14 protein-coding genes are annotated in these 19,736 nt (G+C 61.8%); 8 read left to right on the forward strand and 6 right to left on the reverse strand.

The features are described from left to right. Positions 1–54: 54 nt before the first annotated feature. Complete coding sequence (locus tag ACUN0E_RS36140; RefSeq protein ID WP_445569586.1) at positions 55–561, forward strand: OmpA family protein; 507 nt, start codon at positions 55–57, stop codon at positions 559–561. Between the two features lie 61 nt (positions 562–622). On the opposite strand, the gene ACUN0E_RS36145 is transcribed toward ACUN0E_RS36140, so the two are convergent. Both ACUN0E_RS36145 and ACUN0E_RS36150 read right to left on the reverse strand, forming a co-directional pair. Beyond that, the gene (locus ACUN0E_RS36145) at positions 623–2,446 is read right to left on the reverse strand and encodes a tetratricopeptide repeat protein (RefSeq protein WP_445569587.1); all 1,824 of its coding nucleotides are present in this window, start codon (positions 2,444–2,446) and stop codon (positions 623–625) included. A gap of 53 nt (positions 2,447–2,499) precedes the next feature. Continuing rightward, entirely contained in the window at positions 2,500–4,308 is a 1,809-nt protein-coding gene (locus ACUN0E_RS36150; protein ID WP_445569588.1) for a hypothetical protein, read from the reverse strand. A gap of 270 nt (positions 4,309–4,578) precedes the next feature. Between ACUN0E_RS36150 and ACUN0E_RS36155 the strand changes: the two genes are divergently transcribed. Continuing rightward, complete coding sequence (locus tag ACUN0E_RS36155) at positions 4,579–4,854, forward strand: hypothetical protein (protein WP_445569589.1); 276 nt, start codon at positions 4,579–4,581, stop codon at positions 4,852–4,854. 156 nt (positions 4,855–5,010) lie between these two features. Here the strand turns inward: ACUN0E_RS36155 and htpG are convergent, their stop codons facing one another. Both htpG and ACUN0E_RS36165 read right to left on the reverse strand, forming a co-directional pair. Next, positions 5,011–6,909 carry a molecular chaperone HtpG gene (gene htpG / locus ACUN0E_RS36160; protein WP_445569590.1) on the reverse strand — a complete coding sequence of 633 codons (1,899 nt, stop codon included), beginning with the start codon at positions 6,907–6,909 and terminating at the stop codon, positions 5,011–5,013. Positions 6,910–6,986: 77 nt separating this feature from the next. Further along, positions 6,987–8,441: an aminotransferase-like domain-containing protein gene (locus ACUN0E_RS36165; RefSeq protein ID WP_408239946.1), complete on the reverse strand. Its 1,455-nt coding sequence runs from the start codon at positions 8,439–8,441 to the stop codon at positions 6,987–6,989. Positions 8,442–8,719: 278 nt separating this feature from the next. On the opposite strand from ACUN0E_RS36165, the gene ACUN0E_RS36170 reads away from it, so the two are divergent. The 6 genes from ACUN0E_RS36170 (at position 8,720) to ACUN0E_RS36195 (ending at position 16,541) form a co-directional block, all read left to right on the forward strand. Continuing rightward, a complete protein-coding gene (locus tag ACUN0E_RS36170; RefSeq protein WP_408510730.1) occupies positions 8,720–9,409 on the forward strand; it encodes a VOC family protein in 690 nt (229 codons plus the stop codon). A gap of 74 nt (positions 9,410–9,483) precedes the next feature. Beyond that, positions 9,484–10,680 (forward strand): aminotransferase-like domain-containing protein, encoded by a 1,197-nt coding sequence (locus tag ACUN0E_RS36175; RefSeq protein WP_445569591.1) that lies wholly within the window; start codon positions 9,484–9,486, stop codon positions 10,678–10,680. A 54-nt stretch (positions 10,681–10,734) separates the two neighbouring features. Next, entirely contained in the window at positions 10,735–11,199 is a 465-nt protein-coding gene (locus ACUN0E_RS36180; protein ID WP_408239937.1) for a RidA family protein, read from the forward strand. A gap of 182 nt (positions 11,200–11,381) precedes the next feature. After that, on the forward strand, positions 11,382–12,290 hold the full coding sequence (locus ACUN0E_RS36185; RefSeq protein ID WP_445569592.1) for a PhzF family phenazine biosynthesis protein: 909 nt from the start codon (positions 11,382–11,384) through the stop codon (positions 12,288–12,290). Between the two features lie 469 nt (positions 12,291–12,759). Then, entirely contained in the window at positions 12,760–15,114 is a 2,355-nt protein-coding gene (locus tag ACUN0E_RS36190; RefSeq protein ID WP_408389975.1) for a bifunctional diguanylate cyclase/phosphodiesterase, read from the forward strand. 218 nt (positions 15,115–15,332) lie between these two features. Next, on the forward strand, positions 15,333–16,541 hold the full coding sequence (locus tag ACUN0E_RS36195; protein ID WP_408389973.1) for a chromate transporter: 1,209 nt from the start codon (positions 15,333–15,335) through the stop codon (positions 16,539–16,541). Positions 16,542–16,642: 101 nt separating this feature from the next. Here the strand turns inward: ACUN0E_RS36195 and ACUN0E_RS36200 are convergent, their stop codons facing one another. Together ACUN0E_RS36200 and parC are read right to left on the reverse strand one after the other, a co-directional pair. Next, entirely contained in the window at positions 16,643–17,101 is a 459-nt protein-coding gene (locus tag ACUN0E_RS36200) for a CopD family protein (RefSeq protein WP_120347719.1), read from the reverse strand. Between the two features lie 288 nt (positions 17,102–17,389). Beyond that, positions 17,390–19,714: a DNA topoisomerase IV subunit A gene (gene parC / locus ACUN0E_RS36205; RefSeq protein ID WP_445569593.1), complete on the reverse strand. Its 2,325-nt coding sequence runs from the start codon at positions 19,712–19,714 to the stop codon at positions 17,390–17,392. Positions 19,715–19,736: the final 22 nt, after the last annotated feature.

Consider the following 19,736-nt stretch of genomic DNA (forward strand, 5'->3'; position numbering starts at 1 on the left):
CCCACGATTGAAGGGCGCGCCATGTGATCGGATATTGAAGGAGAAAGAAGAACCATGAGAACTTTCCTGGGCGCAACTGCTTGCACGGTGTCTGTCCTGCTGATGGCTGGTTGCACAGCCCCGCTGAACCGCGATACTGAAACATCGCTAAACAAGGCAGTCGGCATCGAGGTGACGCCGGTCGCCAACGGAGTTTCAGTCAGGCTGCCCGAATCCGCGTTGTTCGAATTCGGCAAATCCGAAGTGCGCGGCGACGCGGTCGCAGTGATCAACCGTTCCGCTGTGCTGCTCAATCGCAGCAAGAAGCCCGTATTGGTCGAGGGATATACGGACAACGTCGGCACGCTCGACTACAACCAGCAGCTTTCGGAAGCGCGCGCCACTGCGGTGGGTTACGCGCTGGTGGCACGCGGGGTAGCGTTGAACCGGATCCGCACGAAGGGCTATGCGTACAACAATCCCGTGGCGAGCAACGATACGCCCGAAGGGCGTACGCTCAACCGCCGCACCGAGATCGTCGTGCGTGGTGAGACGATGGATACGTTGATGGGACGGAAGTAGGCGTTAGCCGCTGCAGATCTCTCCTAGACGGTAATTCGGGGGCGCTTTCGGCGCGCCCGATTCAGGCAGCCACGTATTCTCGCAGTGCATTCGCCACGTCATCCAGCACCGTTTCCCATCGACCAAGCTCCCGTTGCCTGAATAGCCGCGCGGACGGATACCACGGGCTATCGTGGCGCTCGCTCATCCAGCGCCAATCCGTGCAGGTGGGCAACAGGACCCAGACCGGTGCGGCACACGCCCCGGCCAGGTGCGCAACCGCGGTGTCGACCGTAATCACCAGATCGAGCGTTTGGACAATCGCCAATGTATCGGAAAAACTGTTGATTTCCGGTCCGAGCACGTGCATGTCGATATCCGTGGACAACGCTACCGCTTCATTTTGCGCGTCGCCCTTTTGCAGCGAAAACCATGTCACGCCAAACTGCTGCAGAACTCGCCGCCATTTGCTCAACTGAATCGACCGATAGCGGTCTAGCCCATAATCCGGATTGCCCGCCCAGACAATTCCGACGCGTTTTCTGGACCCGCCGCGCACATCCACTGGATCAATCGCGTCGATGCGGGCTTGCCAGCGCCGGACCTTCGCCGGCTCCGCTGCCAGATACGGCATCGCGACAGGCAACATCGACAAGTCCAGCTTCATATACTCCGGCACCCTGAGCATCCGGCACCAGTAATCGTAGGGGCCCGGCGGCGCGGATACCCATGCCGCGTGCACTCCTGCGGCATCGCGCGCCAACTCGCCTAGCGGACCCTCAACCCACACGTCGACGATCGCGCCCTGCCGATGCAACCAGTCAGCCATGCGCAGAAACTGGAGCTGATCACCAAGCCCTTGCTCACCGACAAGCAGGAAGCGACGTCCCGCCACGGGCTCTCCTTTCCATTCGGGAAAATCGGGGCGAACAAGATCGTGATTTTCCGGCAGCGCTTCATGCCATCGATATTGTTTCCAGCCCTGCTTGAAGTCGCCGAAACGCAGTTGCGTTGCTGCGAGATTGAACTGGATCCGAGCGTGATCGGGCACCAGCCTCGCAGCCTCGATAGTATGCAACTGCATGGAAGAAAATTCCCCAAGCATATTGAACGCATACGACGCGTTGTGATGCAAGCCGGCATTCCCAGGATCGGTGGCGAGCCCTTGCGCTGCCACACTAATGGCATCTCTGAAGCGATGCGTGCCATTCAGTGCAAAGGCCAATTGTTCCAGCGCCGCGGCATCGGTTGCGAAGCGGGTGCAAAGCTCCGCAAGCATCGTATCGATTTGTGCGTCGTGTCCGGCTTTCGACATGGCAGTGATTAACTCGACTGCGTCGGATATTTGTGTCGAGTCGAGCGCCCACGCGTGCAGCCAATAATCCGCGGCGGCGGCGAACTGTCCCAATTCCGTGCTGACTCTCGCCAGGGTGCGGACGGCATGGCGCAAGCCCGGATCGAGTTCGAGCGCCCTGATGTAGTGAGTCCGCGCTTCGGCGAGGCGGCCGGAGAGCTTCAGACAATCAGCCAGATTCCGATGCAAGCTCGCGGTGCTGCCAGCCAGCGTAAGCGCGCGATAATAAAACGCTTCAGCGGCGGTCCGGTCGCCCTGCATCGCGGCAAGCAAGCCTCGATGCTCCCAGATGTCCGTGCGCTCGGGGGCGGCGGTCAGCGCCTGATCCAGATAATGTCGGGCACGTTCGGGTTGATCCACGCGAAAGCAGGCTAGCCCCATCCGATGAAGCGCGTGAGCGTTTTGCGGTTGTTGGTCCAGCAGCCGCTGATACTCGAGCATCGCTTCGTGTGTTTGCCCTGCTGCGAAGTAGACATCGGCCCGAGCGGACAGCGTATCGAGGTTTGCCATGTCGGTCGACAGGTGGTCAAGTGAGCGGTTTGGGTCGTGCATTGATCTTGATGGGCAACTACTTACGTTCGACAGGATGTTTTTTTCAACTGGATCTACGCGGGAAAAGGTGCCATCGCCTTCAGGCGGCTCACCACGCGTTCAATCACCGGCGTCCACTCGCCCGGGGCTGGCTGCCTAAACAACTCAAGGGAGTCATACCAGGGCTGCGCCTCCTCATTGCCCCATGACCAGTGCGACACATGATCCAGCATTGCCAGCACCGGGCGCCCCAATGCGCCGGCTAAATGCAATGGCGCGCTGTCGATGGTCAGCAGTGCGTCGAGCGCCGTGAGGTGCGCGGCAACGTCGTCGAAACCGGACTCGTAATGTCCCGTCAGATCGTGAACGCGATAGCCGTGCTCCGTCAACGCCGCTACGTCCGCACTACGGCCTGGCGTCAGCGGATGGAATACAACGCCGGGTAGCGTCAGCACCGGAGCCAACGCCGCAAGGGGAATCGACCGTTTCGCGTCGCGCCGATGAGTCGGACTGCCGGACCACACGAGCCCGATATGTAGCGCTGCATTCTCCGCACATGCGCTCACCCGCTCACGCCATGCCGCCACGTTGTCTGCATCCGCCTGCAGATACGGCGTGCCACTTACCTGATCGGGCAGTAGTCCCAGCTTATGCGGCATGGTCATCATCGGCAAAACGAAGTCTGCCTTGCAGCCAATACCGTCTTCGATCGCGACACAGTCGGCGTAAAAACGTCTCAACAAGCCCAGTAACGGACGACGCACTGCCAGCACCAGGCGGCCACCTTCATCGCGCACGCGCGCCGCCAGCGCCGGGACGAATCGAACCATGTGGATGTCATCGCCGTTGCCCTGTTCGCTGTGCACGACCAGCGTCTTGCCGGCAAGCGGCTCACCTTGCCAGCGCGGTCCCAACATCCCCATGACAGTCACGACGTTATTCGGCTCGCGATCGTCACGTGTAAGCCGCGCCTCGAAGTGCGGCCATGCGCTCGACCAGTCGCCGCGTCGCAACTCGAGGTCAGCTAGGTCGACGGCCGCCTGTGCTGCTGAAGGATCGATAACAAGCGCTGCATGTAGCGCTGCTTCGCTGTCGTCAAAACGTGCCTGTTCGGCGAGATACATGCCAATCGCAGCCAGCACCGCTGCATGACCCGGTGCGGCGAGATCGACAGCACGCATGGTGGCCTCTGCCGCAGCCGCGTCGTTGCGCTGCCATTGCGCATGGCTCAGTTGCCAGGCCATCTCGGCATCAACCGGATTACGTGCGAGCATCTCGCGACAAACGCGTTCGACCGTGGACCAATCACGGATCTCCCGGAACGCCAGCGTGAGTTGCAATGGCAACGCGGGATGAATCGCCGGATCAAGTGCGTGGGCCCGCAGCAATGCCGCGCGACGCTCAGCTCGCGCGTCCGCATCCGCGTCCGGCAGCGAGCCTAGCGAAAGCGCCAGCCACCACGGCGCGCGCGCATCGTGCGGCGCGTGCCGTTCATAGGCGCGCAACATGTGCACCGCCGCCGAATGGGCGCCGCAGCGGTCAATCAGCCAGACAATCCATTCGACCGTCGCAGCCGAGGGCTGCGCGATTACCGCCAACTCGCTGTTGCGCTGCGCGAGCTCGACGCGGCCGAGCGCGTCGGCGAAGAGCGCCACGTGGGCATGACGCACTCCGTTCATAGCAGCTTGCGCTTGCGATGCGCTGTGATACGCCTCCGCGAAGCGTCCCACGCTCGCACACAAGTCTGCATGCAGCTGCGGCGTAACGCCCTCCGCAATGAGTTCGCGGGCTCGTCGCTCGGCGGCGTCGAAGCCTTGCTCGCGCAAAATCGACCACAGCAGACACACAGGATCGGCAGGTTTCACCAAGGTGGAATCGGACATAAGAATACAGAGAGGTTGTCGCGCGCAGGAACGCGTAATCGCAAAAATAAGACTCGGTGCATAAATGGCTTAAAGATTGCAAATAATCCTTTGAGCATCCGAATTTCGATCGCGCGAGCATAAGATAAATGCACGCTTTCATATCCTATAAATCAATCTCAATTTAGTTTTGTTGAGTATATTTGATTAGTTAACCATAATTATTTTCCGGTCGATATATAGCGATACGCCAGATCGTCCGGATCAACAACAAACGAAAAGGAGTAACAGTTGAATACTACGAACTCGAGAGAAACTTCTGACCGCATCGCACATCTGGCCGCAGTCGTTTTGCGGCGCCCAGGCGCCTTGTATCAGGAAAAGGAATTAGCCGGTTCCGCGCTCGCGCAGCACCACACGTCTAAACAAACCAGCACAGCGATCGGCAGTCTCGCGGCGAAAGTACTGGCCGACCATCATTCCTGCATCGAGGCTAAGGAACTAGCCGGCTCCGTGCTTTCTCAAGTGCGTCATTTGCACGGGCAAGCGTCCGCATCCGCACACTAAAACCTTACCGCGGCTCATCCAGGTCTCTGCGCAAAACCTTCACCGTGCAGTCGGAAAATAAGGCGCAGGGCAAAAAAAATGCGCTGCCGAAGCAGCGCATTTTTCAACCACAAGCGTCAAAGCGACGCCGATCCAGGCTCAACTTAAACCCGAAACTCAACCCGCACGCGCCAACAACAACGCGTTGGTGCGTTTCACGAAGCTAGCCGGATCCTCCAGTGCACCACCTTCAGCGAGCAACGCCTGATCGAACAGCAGATGGCACCAGTCGTCGAAATTCGCAGCGTCCGCATGCAAGCCCTTCACCAGCGCATGTTCCGGATTCACTTCGAGAATCGGATGGAACGACGGCGCTTCCTGACCCGCGGCCTTCAGCATACGTTGCAGATAGCCGCTCATTTCGCCATCGTCCGCCACGAGGCAGGACGGCGAGTCGGTCAGCCGGAACGTCAAGCGCACGTCCTTGGCCTTGTCCTTCAGCGCTTCTTTCATCTTGTCGACGAGCGGCTTGAACTCTTCGCCGACCTTTTCCTGCGCCTGCTTTTCTTCGTCATTCAGCGCACCCAGATCGAGATCGCCACGCGCGACGCTTTGCAGCGGCTTGCCGTCGAATTCGGTCAGGAACGACAGCATCCATTCATCGACGCGATCGGTCAGCAGCAGCACTTCCACGCCCTTCTTGCGGAATACTTCGAGGTGCGGGCTGTGGGTCGCGGCCTGCCAGGTGTCGGCGGTCACGTAGTAGATCTTCGTTTGCTCGGGCTTCATCCGCGAGACATAGTCGGCGAGCGACACGGTCTGCTCGGGCGATTCCGTATGCGTGGACGCAAAGCGCACCAGCTTCGCGATGCGCTCGCGATTGGCGAAGTCTTCGCCGATGCCTTCCTTCAGCACCTGACCGAATTCCTTCCAGAAGCCGGCATACTTTTCCTTATCGGCATCGTTCTCCGAATTCGCCAATTCTTCGAGCATCGACAGCGAACGCTTGGTCACGCCTTCGCGGATCGCCTTCACATCGCGGCTTTCCTGGAGGATTTCGCGCGACACGTTCAACGGCAAATCAGCCGAATCGACCACGCCCTTCACAAACCGCAAATACGCCGGCAGCAGTTGTTCGGCGTCGTCCATGATGAACACGCGCTTCACGTACAGCTTCAGGCCGCCGCGATGATCGCGGTTGAACATGTCGAACGGCGCATGCGTCGGCACATACAGCAGTTGCGTGTATTCGCTGCGGCCTTCGACGCGGTTATGCGTCCACGTCAGCGGATCCTGATGATCGTGCGAGAGGTGCTGGTAGAACTGCTTGTACTGCTCTTCGGTGATGTCGTTCTTCGAACGGGTCCACAGCGCGCTCGCCTGGTTGACGGTCTCGTCCTCGTCCTTCGTGACCATCTCGCTCTTTTCGGCGTCCCACTCTTCCTTCGCCATCAGGATCGGCAGCGCGACGTGGTCCGAGTACTTCTGAATGATCGATTTCAGACGATGCGACGACAGCAGCTCGTCTTCATCGGCACGCAGATGCAATGTGATGGTCGTGCCGCGCGCGGCGCGTTCGATCTGCTCCACCGCGAAATCGCCCTCGCCCGCGCTTTCCCAGCGGACGCCTTCCGAGGCCGGCAAACCGGCACGGCGCGTTTCGACCGAGATCTTGTCCGCGACGATGAAGCCCGAATAGAAGCCCACGCCGAACTGCCCGATCAGCGCCGCGTCTTTCTGCTGGTCGCCGGAGAGCTTGCCGAAGAATTCCTTGGTGCCCGAGCGCGCGATCGTGCCGAGATTGGCGATCGCTTCGTCACGGCTCATGCCGATGCCGTTGTCGTCGAGTGTGATGGTGCGCGCGGCCTTGTCGTACGACACGCGAATCCGTAGATTCGGATCGTTTTCGTACAACGCGCTGTTTTCGATCGCTTCGAAGCGCAGCTTGTCGGCCGCGTCGGACGCGTTCGAAATCAGCTCGCGCAGGAAGATTTCCTTGTTGCTGTACAGCGAATGGATCATCAGGTGCAGAAGTTGTTTAACTTCTGCCTGAAAGCTCATGGTTTCTTGTGCCATGGTCGGACTTCCTCTCTGTTACGAATACGAATGGGGTTAAACATTGCCCGCGTAATTGGGGACGCGCCCGCACAGTTTCAAGAGGCGCGCCGCGCAACGCTGTCCAGATAGCGGCACAGGAACGTCGACAGCTCGGGATCGCCGCAGTTGGCGATATTGAAGCGCATCCACGTGGTCGGCGACTGTAACGGGGAAAACAGACTCCCGGGCGTCAGCAGGAAGCCGTCTTCGTGGCCGGCGGCCGCGAGCGCGCTCGCGTCGACGCCCGTGTCGGCCCACAGGAACATGCCCGCCGTAGGCGTCAGAAACAGCTTCATGCCGGTCTTCTCGAGCATCCGCACGGACTTTTCGCGCACGCCGTCGAGCCGCGCGCGCACCCGCTCGACGTGCCGGCGGTAATGGCCCTCAGTGAGAATCTTGTAGAGCACGCGCTCGTTCAATTCGGGGCTCGTCATGCCGACCAGCATTTTCTGGTCGCTGACGGCCGTGGCCACTTCCGGCGCGCAAGCGATAAAACCCACGCGCAGATTCGGCGCGAGTGTCTTCGAAAAACTGCCCAGGTAGATCACGCGCTTTAACTGGTCGAGGCTCGCGAGCCGCGTGCCCGGGTAGCTCGGCGGGCACAGATCGCCGTAAATATCGTCTTCGACGAGGATGAAATCGTAGGCCTCGGCGAGACGCAGAATGCGAAACGCCTGGGCGGCCGTAAGCGAGGTGCCGGTGGGATTTTGCAGCACCGAATTGATCACCAGCATTTTCGGCCGCCAGGTCTCTACGAGCGATTCGAGCGCGTCGAGGTCCGGCCCATCCGGCGTGTACGGCATACCGACCAGCCGCGCGCCCTGCGACGCGAAACGCCCAAACATCTGAAACCAGGCCGGATCGCCGACGATCACCGCATCGCCCGGCTTCACGTAAATCCGCGAAATCAGGTCGATCGCCTGGGTGACGCCGGAAACCATCACGATCTGATCCGGCGAGGCGCCGATTTCCAGCTCTTCGAGCCGCGTCTGCAACTGCTGGCGCAACGGCAAAAAACCCTGTGGCGTGCCGATGCCAAGCATCTGCGCGCCGCTTTGCCGGCCCAGCGTGCGCAGCGCGTTGGTGATCAGATCGCCGTCGAGCCAGCGCCCCGGCAGGTAGCCCAAGCCCGGGCTGCGCTCGGGGCGCGCGCCCGTATGCAGCATATTGCGCAGCAGCCAGACGACGTCGATTGTGGCGGGCGCGGGCGCCGCCGCGGCGATCGTACGGATCTCAGCCGTAGGCGCACCGCCCAAGCGTTCACGCACATAGAAGCCGGAACCGCGCCGCGACTCCAGATAGCCCTGCGCCACCAGTCGCTCGTACGCCTCGACCACGGTGAAGCGCGACACGCCCTTGTCGAGCGCGAGCTTACGGATCGACGGCATCCGCATGCCGGGACGGAACACGCGCTCCTCGATGCGGCGGCGCGCCCACTGGACGAGCTGCTCAACCAGCGTCAGCGACGTCGTATCGTGCGGGGTGGGAATCTGCGCAAGCGGGACTGACATAACGGGCTCCAACTGTACCGAACGGTATCGAATCGATTGTACCGTTACTGTGCCGGTCGCCGCCGTTACATTTAAGGCTGCATTTAAGATAAGCAACGGATGACAAAGCGGCGCGGGCGCCGTGCGCTGCATACGAGCGGCCCCGGGCAAGACCCGCCCGAACGCCATCCGCGTGGCCCGCCGACCCGGCAAACGGTTATGCTTACGACCCCGGCAACGCTGCTGCCGCACCCGGCACGCGTTCCGGCTTACCGCAGAAACCGTTTTCCTGATCCGCCATGACCGCCCATTCGCTCCGTCTCGATCACCTCGTGATTTCCGCCCGTACCCTCGACGAGGGCACGCAGTACGTCGCCGACACGCTCGGCGTCGCACCGGCGGGCGGCGGCGCGCATCCGCTGATGCGCACGCACAATCGCCTGCTGAACCTGTGGGGCGGTGTGTATCTGGAGGTGATCGCGATCGACCCGCAGGCCGCGGAACCCGCGGAAGCTGCCGCGCCCCATGCCCGCCTGTTCGCGCTCGACGACCCGGCGACGCAGGCGCGGCTCGAAAAAGGGCCGTATCTATCGCATTGGGTCGCCCGAGTCGACCGCCCGAAGCGGCTTGCGGCATGGCAAACGCAGTATCCGCAGCGCATCGCGCCGATCGTGCCGATGACGCGCGGCGATTTCACGTGGGGCCTGTCGGTATCTGACGACGGTGCGTTCCCAACGTGGCAAGGCGCCGGCGACGGCGTGCTGCCGTCGCTGATCCAGTGGGACACGCCGCGACATCCGTCGGCGGCCCTGCCGGAAACGGACATCGTGCTGAAAGCTTTGAAAGCAGCACATCCGCAAACCGACCCGATCGCAGCGCAATTGCACTGGCTGGGCGCGGCACACCTGATCGCACTCGAGCCCACGGAAGGCGCGGCAGTGCTGGTCGCCGAGTTTGAAACACCCGACGGTCTACGGACCCTTAAATAAGCAGCGCGCCGGGTCGCCGACTCGCGCGATAATTGAAGTTTTGACCGATTCCAGAGATACCAGCAGAGGAGACCATGGACCAAAGCGACTTGAAAGCCCCCACGTGGCAACTGTCCGAACGCGCACGCAAGCTCACGAGCTCGGCGATTCGCGAGATCCTGAAGGTCACGGAACGGCCCGAAGTCATTTCGTTCGCGGGCGGCCTGCCCTCGCCGGCGACCTTCCCGGCCGAACGTATGCGCGAAGCATCCGACCGCATTCTGCGCGACGCGCCCGCGGCGGCTTTGCAGTACAGCGCGACGGAAGGCTACCTGCCGCTGCGCGAATGGATCGCCCAACGCTACTCGGTGAACGGCGCGCAGATTCGCCCTTCGCAGGTACTGATCACCACCGGCTCGCAGCAAGCGCTCGACCTGCTCGGTAAAGTGCTGGTGTGCCCCGACAGCCCCGTGCTGGTTGAAACGCCGACCTATCTCGGCGCGCTGCAATCGTTCTCTATGTACGAACCGAGCTACGTGCAGGTGCCGACCGACGAGCACGGCCTGATTCCCGAGGCGCTCACGCCCGAGCTGACGGCCGGCGCGCGCCTCCTGTACGCGCAACCGAATTTCCAGAATCCGACGGGGCGCCGCCTGCCGATCGAACGCCGCCGTGCACTGGCCGCGTTTGCGAAGACCGCACCGTTCCCGGTAATCGAAGACGACCCCTACGGTGCGCTCGACTACGCCGGTGAGCCGCTGCCGACCATGCTGTCGATGGCGCCGGATCACATCGTCCATCTCGGTTCGTTCTCGAAAGTGCTGGCGCCGGGCCTGCGGGTCGGCTACATCATTGCGCCCGAAGAGTTGATCTTCAAGCTCGTGCAGGCCAAACAAGCCACCGATTTGCACACGCCGAGCTTCACGCAACGCATCGTGTACGAAGTGATCAAGGACGGCTTCCTCGATACGCACGTGCCGACCATTCGCGAACTGTACCGCGATCAATGCGCAGCGATGCTCGCCTCGCTCGAACGCTACATGCCGGAAGGCGTAAGCTGGAACCGTCCGGAAGGCGGCATGTTCGTGTGGGTGACGCTGCCTGCACAGATCGACAGCATGAAGCTGCTCGAAGAAGCCGTCGCGCAGAATGTCGCGTTCGTGCCGGGCGCTCCGTTCTTCGCGAGCGAAGCCCAGCACAACACGCTGCGTCTGTCGTTCGTCACGGTGCCGCCGGCCAAGATCGACGAAGGCGTGTCGCGTCTCGCTGCGCTGATCCGCACGAAGGTCTAAGCTATCTCGACCCGACCCGCGCCACCGAATTCCACTACTGACCAAGGACACACCATGGCTCAAACGAATGTGTATGACAAGCTTAAGGAATTGGGCATCGAATTGCCGAGCGCAGGCGCGCCCGCAGCCGCCTATGTGATGAGCGCGCAAAGCGGCAACACGGTGTACCTGTCCGGTCACATCGCGAAGAAAGACGGCAAGGTGTGGGCCGGCAAGCTCGGCGCCACGCTCACCACTGAAGAAGGCAAGGTCGCCGCGCGCTCCATCGCAATCGACCTGCTCGCCACGCTGCACGCGCATGTGGGCGACCTGAACCGCGTCACGCGCATCGTCAAGCTGATGAGCCTTGTCAACTCGACGTTCGAGTTCACCGAGCAGCACCTGGTGACCAACGGCGCGTCCGAACTGGTCGCTGACGTGTTCGGTGAGCGCGGCAAGCATGCGCGTTCGGCGTTCGGCGTGGCGCAGATTCCGCTCGGCGCATGCGTCGAAATCGAGATGATCGCCGAAGTCGAATAACGCGCGCCGGCAGGTTCGGCAGCCCGTTCGCCGAAGCTTGTCGTCCCAAGCGTGCTGAACGCGTCGCGAGGTGTCTACCATCTGCGGCGCGTTTTGCATTTGTGGCGAGGTGGATCGTTCCTTTGTCACCAGATAGAATCCGCGAATCCCACCCATCTGCCTGATTCGCCGGACCTCGCCCGATGCCTGCCAACACCGTTCGTTTTAAACAAGTCGACGTGTTCACGTCCGTGCCGTTCAAAGGCAATCCGCTTGCTGTCGTGTTCGACGCCGACACACTCGATGCGGATCAGATGCAGGCCATCGCGCACTGGACCAATCTGTCCGAAACGACCTTCCTGCTGAAACCGACTGACCCAGCCGCCGACTATCGCGTGCGTATCTTCACGACGCATGGCGAATTACCGTTCGCCGGCCATCCGACACTCGGCACCGCGCATGCGTTGCTCGAAAGCGGGTACCACCCTAAGCAGGCCGGTAAGCTGCTGCAACAATGCGGCGTGGGTCTCATTGAATTGCAAGCGCTGACTGAATCTGGATCGACCCACAAGGTGCACAGCGGATGGGCTTTCGCCGCGCCGCCCGCGTGCATCACGCCGCTTCCCCAAGATCAGTACGCAGCACTGGCTACGGCTTTGCGTAGCGACGCGATCGATTTCAGCGCAGCGCCCTGCGCGGTCGACAATGGTGCGCCGTGGCTCGTGGTGCGCGTCAATTCAGCGCGCGACTGCCTCGCGCTCGAACCCGATGCCGTTGTGCTCGCCGACATCGTGCATTCGATGGATACCCATGGTCTCGCTGTCTACGGTCCACACGACACTGACGGTCCGGCCACCTTCGAGGTGCGCTGCCTGATGGCAGGCGGCCGCTTCGGCGTCGGCGAAGACCCGGTAACGGGCAGCGCGAACGCCGCGCTCGCGGGTCTCCTGAACGCCCAGCAGTTGCGCCCCGGCTCACACTACACGGCTCGCCAGGGCACAGTGCTGGGCCGTGCCGGCGATGTTTCGGTGCATTACGACGACGCAGCCGGCAAGACGTGGATCGGAGGACCATCAGTGACGGTCGTCGACGGCACGTTCCGGCTGCCATGAATGGCGCGGCGCCCGATTGCCGGCCAGCGACCGCCGACTGGCAGCGAAATGCCGCCCTTATCTCGCCGCTTCCGGCCACTCTTGACCACAAAACGCCGCGTCGTTTGCACGATTAATGCGCCATGCATGACACGAGGCCTGGCACACCTGAATTCCGGATCCCGATGAAATACTCGAATACGACTGCCAGGCCACGGCCCCACGGCTGGCCGCGCCGGCTGCGAATTCAGACAGCGGGGACGGTCTGTCGCGCCCGCGTATACCCGATGCGAGGACGCTTCCTTAATCCAGTGGCATTAAGTAATATCGAAACGTACCCGATGACCTCCGGATGGTCAGGCACGACGCCACACTCCCGCCCCCTGCGCAGCAGTTCCGGCACCTTGGTCACCATGCAGCCACCCATGAAATTAGCGCAGTCAATGCTCGCGCAGTTGCAACTGCCCGGCACCAGGGAACGGGCTACCCGATGAGCCAGTTCCGCTTCTCCGACCAGCGCGAAGCCAAACCCCGCCGCGATCCCGCCGTGTCGCGCCGCCGTGCCTTGCTCGTCATCCCGGCGCTCGGCGTGCTGGTGCTGATCCTGCTTTGGACCGTGATCTTCGCGCGTCTGTCGGTTGAGAAAGAAGCTACGAATCGTGAAGCCATGGCGTCTGCCGCGATTCTCTCCGCGGCGCTGGAGCAGCACACGGTCAAGGCGATTCACCAGGTCGACCAGATCACCCGCTTCGTCAAATACGAATTCGAGAAAACACCGAATCATTTCGATCTCGCCAGCACGGTGGAAAAAGGCGTAGTGCAAAGCGATACGCTGGTGCAGGTGTCGCTGATCGACGAACACGGCAAGCTGATCGCGAACACGGCCGAGCTCAATCCCAAACACATCGACCTGTCGGACCGCGAACACTTCAAGGTCCACGAACACGAAAACGACGACCAGTTGTATATCAGCAAGCCGGTGCTCGGCCGAATATCCGGCCACTGGACCTTGCAGATGACCCGGCGTCTGAATCATCCCGACGGCTCGTTCGCAGGCGTCGTGGTGGTCTCCGAAGACCCGAGCTATTTCACCAGCGACTTCTACAACAACGCGGCCATTGGCCGTGAAGGCGTGATCGCAGTGATTTCGGACAACGGTACCGTGTTGGCACGCCGCACCGGCAGCGCTGACAGCGCCAACGGCTCATTCTCGGCGAGCGGCTCATATCCGACTTCGGAACATGTGTCGGGCACCTACGTCGATTCGATCGACAACGTTACGCGCATCGTCTCGTACCGGCATATCGACGGCTATCCGCTCGGTGTACTGGTCGGCCTGTCGCAAGCCGAAGAATTCGCCGACTACAATCACACGCGCAACGTCTATCTGCTGATGGCGGGCTTCATCTCGCTCGCGATGCTGAGCTTCTTCGCAGTGGCCACCGGTTTGATCGGCAAACTGCTCGGACGCGAGCGCGAAATGACGCATCTGGTCGAGTACGATCTGCTGACCGGATTGCGCAATCGCTACGCGACGCTGCAAACACTGCGGCATGACGTGGCACAGCCTGCCAATCTCGGGCGCCTTGCAATTCTCTTCATCGACCTCGACAATTTCAAGACCGTCAACGACACGCTAGGCCACAATGCCGGCGACATCGTGCTGCAAATGACGGCTTCCCGCCTCGCCACCGCGGTCGGCGACGGTGGCGCGTTGAGCCGCATCGGCGGCGACGAGTTCGTCGTGGTAATCAAGGGCGAAGACGTCGAGAAGCGTGCCGTCACACTCGCCGAAGCGGCGGCCGAAGCCTTCGCCAAGCCTTTCGAAGTGCGCGGCAGTTCGTTCGTGCTGCATGCGAGCATCGGCATCGCGCTGTACTCGGTCGCCAACGAGAGCGAGATCGACCTGCTGAAGAAAGCCGACCTCGCCATGTACAGCGCGAAGGACGCAGGCAAGAACTGCTACCAGTTCTATTCGCCGCAGTTGTCGCACCGCGCGGATCATTTGATGAAGTGGGAACAGCAACTGCGCGTCGCGCTTGCCGAAGGCCAACTGTTTCTCGCCTATCAGCCGAAGATCGATCTGACGCGCCGCTGCATCACCGGATTCGAGGCGCTGGTGCGCTGGAACCATCCGCAGCACGGCTTGATTCCGGCGAACGAATTCATTCCGGTCGCCGAGTCGACCGGCCTGATCGTGCCCATCGGTGACTTCGTGATCGAAACCGCGTGCCGCCAACTGGCGTTGTGGCAGCAACAGGGCTACGACACGCTGTCGCTCGCGGTGAACATCTCCGCAGTGCAGTTCTGGCGCGGGGATCTGTACGAAACCATCTCGCATGCCATCGAGGAAAGTGGCATCTCCGCGCGCCGCCTCGAACTGGAAATCACCGAGACGGCGATGATGGAATACCCCGAACTCGTCTCGGAGAAGATCTTCGCGCTGAAGCGCCTGGGCGTGCGCATTGCGCTCGACGACTTCGGCACGGGCTATTCGTCGCTCTCGTACCTGAACCGCTTCTCGGTCGACACGCTGAAGGTCGACCGTTCGTTCATCCAGGCGATTCCTGGCGACCGCAGCGTCTGCGTGATGGTCACCGCGATCGTCAATCTGGCGCGTTCGCTCGGGCTCACGGTGGTGGTCGAAGGCACCGAGACTGAAGAACAGATTGCATGGCTTGCGGCGCTCGGCCATATCGAGGCGCAGGGTTTCCTGTTTTCGCGTCCGGTGCCGGTCGACGCGATTCCGGCACTGCTCGAACGCTTCGGCGTATGCGGCATGAAGGGTCACCGCCCCGTGCATGAAACCGACAGCACCAGCAGCGTGTCCAGCACCAATAGCTGAACAGGGTCCGACGGTGGCGCGCTGGTGCGCTACAAGCGCGCCGCATACAGTCTCCGGGCGTATCGGCGACGCTTCGCGCTTATCCAACCGCAGCACTGCAAAACCGGCTACATTCACGCTGTACTGCGTCACAGCGCGATGCCGGCTGCCGGCCACGCAACACCACACAACGATGATCCCAAAGGGCGGGCCGCCGGTGCACCGGGGTCCGCGGCGCCATGCAGACGATCACGAGCCAGGATGCCGCCAGACGAGGCGAGCGAGAACCGCTATGGACCCTGTTCCGGGTCGTGTTCGGCCTGTCGGCGCTGTCGTGGGGCGGCCTCGCGCTGATGGCGCAACTTGAAAACCACTATGTAGAACGCGAGGGACGTCTCTCGCGCGTCGCATTTTCAGATCTGATTGCGCTTGCCTGGATGGTGCCCGGACCGGTGGGCTGCAATGTCGCCGTGCAACTCGGACATGCGCTGCGCGGACGCGCCGGTGCCTGGGTCGCGGGCATCGCAAGCGTGCTGCCCTTTTTCACGCTGATGACGCTGTTCGCGATCTTCTATCGTACGCCGCTCGTGCGCGCCGCCGCTTCCCAGACCCTGCTCAATCACTTCAGCGTAGTGCTGGCTACGCTGATCGCGATCACCTGGTACAAACAGACGCGCGCGCTGGTGCGCGGCAAGCTCGAATGGATCGCGGCGGTACTGGGTTGCGTGGCGCTCTTCTATGCACGCAGCCCCGCGGCCTACGTAGTGATGCTCGGCTCGGCTTTCGGCGCAGGCTGGCTGGTCAGCCCGGTTCGCAATGCGCGGGTCGTTGTGTCGATCGGTCGCGGCGACTGGCAATTACTGGGCGGCCTGTGCGTGTTACTGGTGTTGTTTGCGCTGCCGCTGCCGCATCGTTACGAACTGGCGCTGCTGTGGCCGCGGCTGGCCGGCGCGGGCATGACTTTGTTCGGCGGTGGCTTCTCGGCGTTACCCGTGCTCAAGACGCTGTTCGTGACACCGGCGATCGGCATATCGGATAACGACTTCACCTTGGCGTTTTCGCTGTCACCGCTGTCGCCCGGACCGCTCTTGAACGTGGTGCCGTTCTTCGGCTATCTGGTGGATGGCTGGGCCGGCGCGCTGATTGCTACGCTGGCGCTTTTTGTACCGTCGGGTTGCCTGGTGGTGCTGGCGCAGCGGCATCTGCATCAGTTGAAGGCCAATCCGCGTTTCGAGCACGGCATGCGGATTTTGCGCGCAGTCACCACCGCATTTCTGGCGGTGGCCGTGCTGCGTATTGCCGGGCATGTGCCACTCAAACCCGTGTACCTGGTGACCGCGCTGTTCTCCGGCATGTGCTTCGCCAAGCTCAAGACACCGGTGTATGTGGTGTACGGAACCGTGGCGATCGTGTGCGGGCTGTGGCTCGCCTACGGCGCCGTGCCGTAGGCGGTATCGTGGCCCGCGCCTGATGGCCGGGCTTCATACGCATTTCACACGCACTTCATACCTTCAGAGCCGCCATTCACGGCCCGCTGTAGAACCGGGCGTCAGAACCCGCGCGACAGCACCGCTACGCCGATCGTCACCACGCCAAGCACGATATTGATCAGCACCAGGCGCCGGATCGTGCCGACTGCCTGCGCGCCATCCGGCCATTTCTGCGCCTGGACAGCACGGCGAATGCGCGGGAACACGGCGAAACGAATGTGCCCGAAGATTAGCATCATCACGATGCCGAGGCCCGCCATGGCATGCAAGGGCCACGTGGCATGACCGCCGCCGAATTGCATCAGCAAAAATCCGCCGGTCAGGAGAATCACCAGCACTGCAGCAGCGACCCAATTGAAGAAGCGCCCGAACACCGATTCCCACAAGGGCAGGCGCAGTTGCGGCGAAAGATCGGCAATTGCCGGCCGCAGACAGAAATGCGCGAATATCATCCCACCAACCCACACCGCGACCGCGAGCAGATGTAGAAACAGCGCGAGTTCGATAGCTTTGTTCATTTTGTTTTCCTCTCCCGACGACGCCACACCGCTTATTACGAATGATATTAGCAGCGGCTATTGAGCGCATTCGACCGCGCGCTATGCGTGCAGTTCCATGTACTAACGTCGTCTTAACATTCTTTGTAGTTATTATTGCAGCGCACCCTATGTCGCGACGCAGCTGCACCCCGTTTTTTGTGACGCACGGCGCGCGCTTCATCTGCAAATGACGCGCGCGCCGTGTTGCTACGCTTTCCTGCTTCAAACTGATTCCGACAGCGTTCTTATGGCGTTCTTATGGCCTTTTTAAGCCGCCAACACCGGACGCATACTGTCGAGCTTCATCTTGCTCTCAGGCGCACGCCCCTTGCGCGCCCGCTTGCCGACGTGCGGCGTGAGCGTGGCGCCACTCAGTTTCTCTTCGTCGATACGGCCACCACGCCGCGTGCCGATCAACACCACGCCCGCTTTGTTGATGGACAGCGCCTGCACCAGCGTTTCGTTGTCGTCGAGCGCCATCAGCGTGACGCCACGACCGCCGCCCGAAAGCGTCTTCATCTCGTCGAGGCCGAATACCAGCAGGCGCCCACCCGAAGACAGACACGCGATATGCGTCGCATCCGGCAACATCGGCATCGGCGCTAACGGCGTGGCACCTGCGTCGATCGTCATGAACGACTTACCGGCTTTCACTCGGCTCACCATGTCGCCGACCTTGGCGATAAAGCCAAAGCCATTGCTCGATGCGAGCAGCAATGCCTGATCCGCGGAGGCCGCGTAGTAATGCATCAGATGGCTGCCCGACTCGAGTTCGATCAGCGACGTAACCGGCACACCATCACCTCGGCCGCCCGGCAGCATCGCAACGGCCACCGAATAAACGCGGCCATTGCTACCCCACGCGACCAGCGTGTCCGGCGTGCGGCACTGGAACGCCGCATAGAGCCCGTCACCGGCCTTGAACGTGAAGCCGGCCGCATCCAGACCGTGGCCCTTCAGCGCGCGTACCCAGCCCTTCTGCGACACCACCACCGTGACGGGTTCGTCGACCACGCGCGCTTCGAACGTCGCGCGCTTTTCCTGCTGGATCAGCGTGCGGCGCTCGTCGCCGTACTGCTTCGCGTCGCCTTCGATTTCCTTGATGAGCAGACGCTTCATCGCCGATTCGCTGCCGAGCAACTCCTCGAGCTTGGACTTCTCGTCGCGCAGTTCGGACAGTTCCTTCTCGATCTTGATCTTCTCGAGCCGCGCCAACTGACGCAAGCGGATCTCGAGAATGTCTTCGGCTTGACGATCGGATAAGCCGAACGCGGCCATCAACGCGACCTTCGGTTCGTCCGATTCGCGGATGATGCGGATGACTTCGTCGATATTCAAGAAGACGATCATCCGGCCTTCGAGGATATGAATCCGGTCGTCGACCTTGGTCAACCGATGACGCGTGCGACGCGTGACCGTTGCGAAGCGGAACGCGACCCACTCGTGGAGGATTTCGCTCAGGCCCTTCTGACGCGGCCGGCCATCGCCGCCCACCATCACCAGATTCAGCGACGCGTTCGATTCGAGACTCGTATGCGCGAGCAACGTGTTGACGAAATCGGTTTGATCGATGCGGCTCGACTTCGGCTCGAACACCAGACGCACCGGCGCGTCCCGGCCCGATTCGTCACGCACTGCATCGAGCAGCGCGAGCATGGTCTGCTTGGTCTGCAGTTGTTCAGGCGTAAGCGTCTTCTTGCCGAGCTTGATTTTCGGGTTGGTCTGCTCTTCGATCTCTTCGAGCACCTTCTGCGTTGCCGTGTTCGGCGGCAGTTCGGTGATCACGAGTTGCCACTGACCCCGTGCGAGTTCTTCGATCTTCCAGCGGGCGCGCACTTTCAGGCTGCCGCGGCCGCTTTCGTAGGCCGCGGAAATCTCGGCGTCGCTGGAAATGATCTGACCGCCGCCCGGGAAGTCCGGCCCGGCGATGTGTTGCATCAACTCGGCGTGCTCGATCTTCGGATTGCGGATCATCGCGACTGCCGCTGCCGCCACTTCGCGCAGATTGTGTGACGGGATTTCCGTTGCCAGCCCCACCGCAATACCGGATGCGCCGTTCAACAGCACGAACGGCAAACGCCCGGGCAGTTGCCTCGGTTCGTCGAACTCGCCGTTGTAGTTCTTCATGAAGTCGACCGTGCCTTGGTCGATTTCGTCGAGCAACAGCTTCGCGATAGGCGTGAGACGCGCTTCGGTGTAGCGCATTGCCGCCGCACCGTCGCCGTCGCGCGAACCAAAGTTACCTTGGCCGTCGATCAGCGGATAGCGCATCGAAAAGTCTTGCGCGAGGCGCACCAAGGCGTCATACGCCGACTGGTCGCCGTGCGGGTGGTACTTACCCAGCACGTCGCCGACCACGCGCGCCGATTTCACGGGCTTAGCGTTATCGCCCAGACCCATCTCGTTCATCGCGAACAGGATGCGGCGCTGCACCGGCTTCTGGCCGTCGCACACGTCAGGCAGCGCGCGCCCCTTGACCACGCTCACCGCGTAGTCGAGGTACTGGCGTTCCGCATAATTGCCGAGCGTCAGGAAGTCGCCTTCGGGCGGCGGCGGCTCGGTGAAAAGGTCGAGAGTGTTATCGTCGTCCATCTAGATTCCGTATCCGTGTTTG

Source organism: Paraburkholderia sp. D1E, from assembly GCF_052682275.1.

Excerpts from the sequence above, each read along its gene's own strand:
- ACUN0E_RS36140 (WP_445569586.1), top strand. The coding sequence starts at position 55 with ATGAGAACTTTCCTGGGCGCAACTGCTTGCACGGTGTCTGTCCTGCTG.
- ACUN0E_RS36145 (WP_445569587.1), bottom strand. The coding sequence starts at position 2,446 with ATGCACGACCCAAACCGCTCACTTGACCACCTGTCGACCGACATGGCA.
- ACUN0E_RS36150 (WP_445569588.1), bottom strand. The coding sequence starts at position 4,308 with ATGTCCGATTCCACCTTGGTGAAACCTGCCGATCCTGTGTGTCTGCTG.
- htpG (WP_445569590.1), bottom strand. The coding sequence starts at position 6,909 with ATGGCACAAGAAACCATGAGCTTTCAGGCAGAAGTTAAACAACTTCTG.
- ACUN0E_RS36165 (WP_408239946.1), bottom strand. The coding sequence starts at position 8,441 with ATGTCAGTCCCGCTTGCGCAGATTCCCACCCCGCACGATACGACGTCG.
- ACUN0E_RS36170 (WP_408510730.1), top strand. The coding sequence starts at position 8,720 with ATGACCGCCCATTCGCTCCGTCTCGATCACCTCGTGATTTCCGCCCGT.
- ACUN0E_RS36175 (WP_445569591.1), top strand. The coding sequence starts at position 9,484 with ATGGACCAAAGCGACTTGAAAGCCCCCACGTGGCAACTGTCCGAACGC.
- ACUN0E_RS36180 (WP_408239937.1), top strand. The coding sequence starts at position 10,735 with ATGGCTCAAACGAATGTGTATGACAAGCTTAAGGAATTGGGCATCGAA.
- ACUN0E_RS36185 (WP_445569592.1), top strand. The coding sequence starts at position 11,382 with ATGCCTGCCAACACCGTTCGTTTTAAACAAGTCGACGTGTTCACGTCC.
- ACUN0E_RS36190 (WP_408389975.1), top strand. The coding sequence starts at position 12,760 with ATGAGCCAGTTCCGCTTCTCCGACCAGCGCGAAGCCAAACCCCGCCGC.
- ACUN0E_RS36195 (WP_408389973.1), top strand. The coding sequence starts at position 15,333 with ATGCAGACGATCACGAGCCAGGATGCCGCCAGACGAGGCGAGCGAGAA.
- ACUN0E_RS36200 (WP_120347719.1), bottom strand. The coding sequence starts at position 17,101 with ATGAACAAAGCTATCGAACTCGCGCTGTTTCTACATCTGCTCGCGGTC.
- parC (WP_445569593.1), bottom strand. The coding sequence starts at position 19,714 with ATGGACGACGATAACACTCTCGACCTTTTCACCGAGCCGCCGCCGCCC.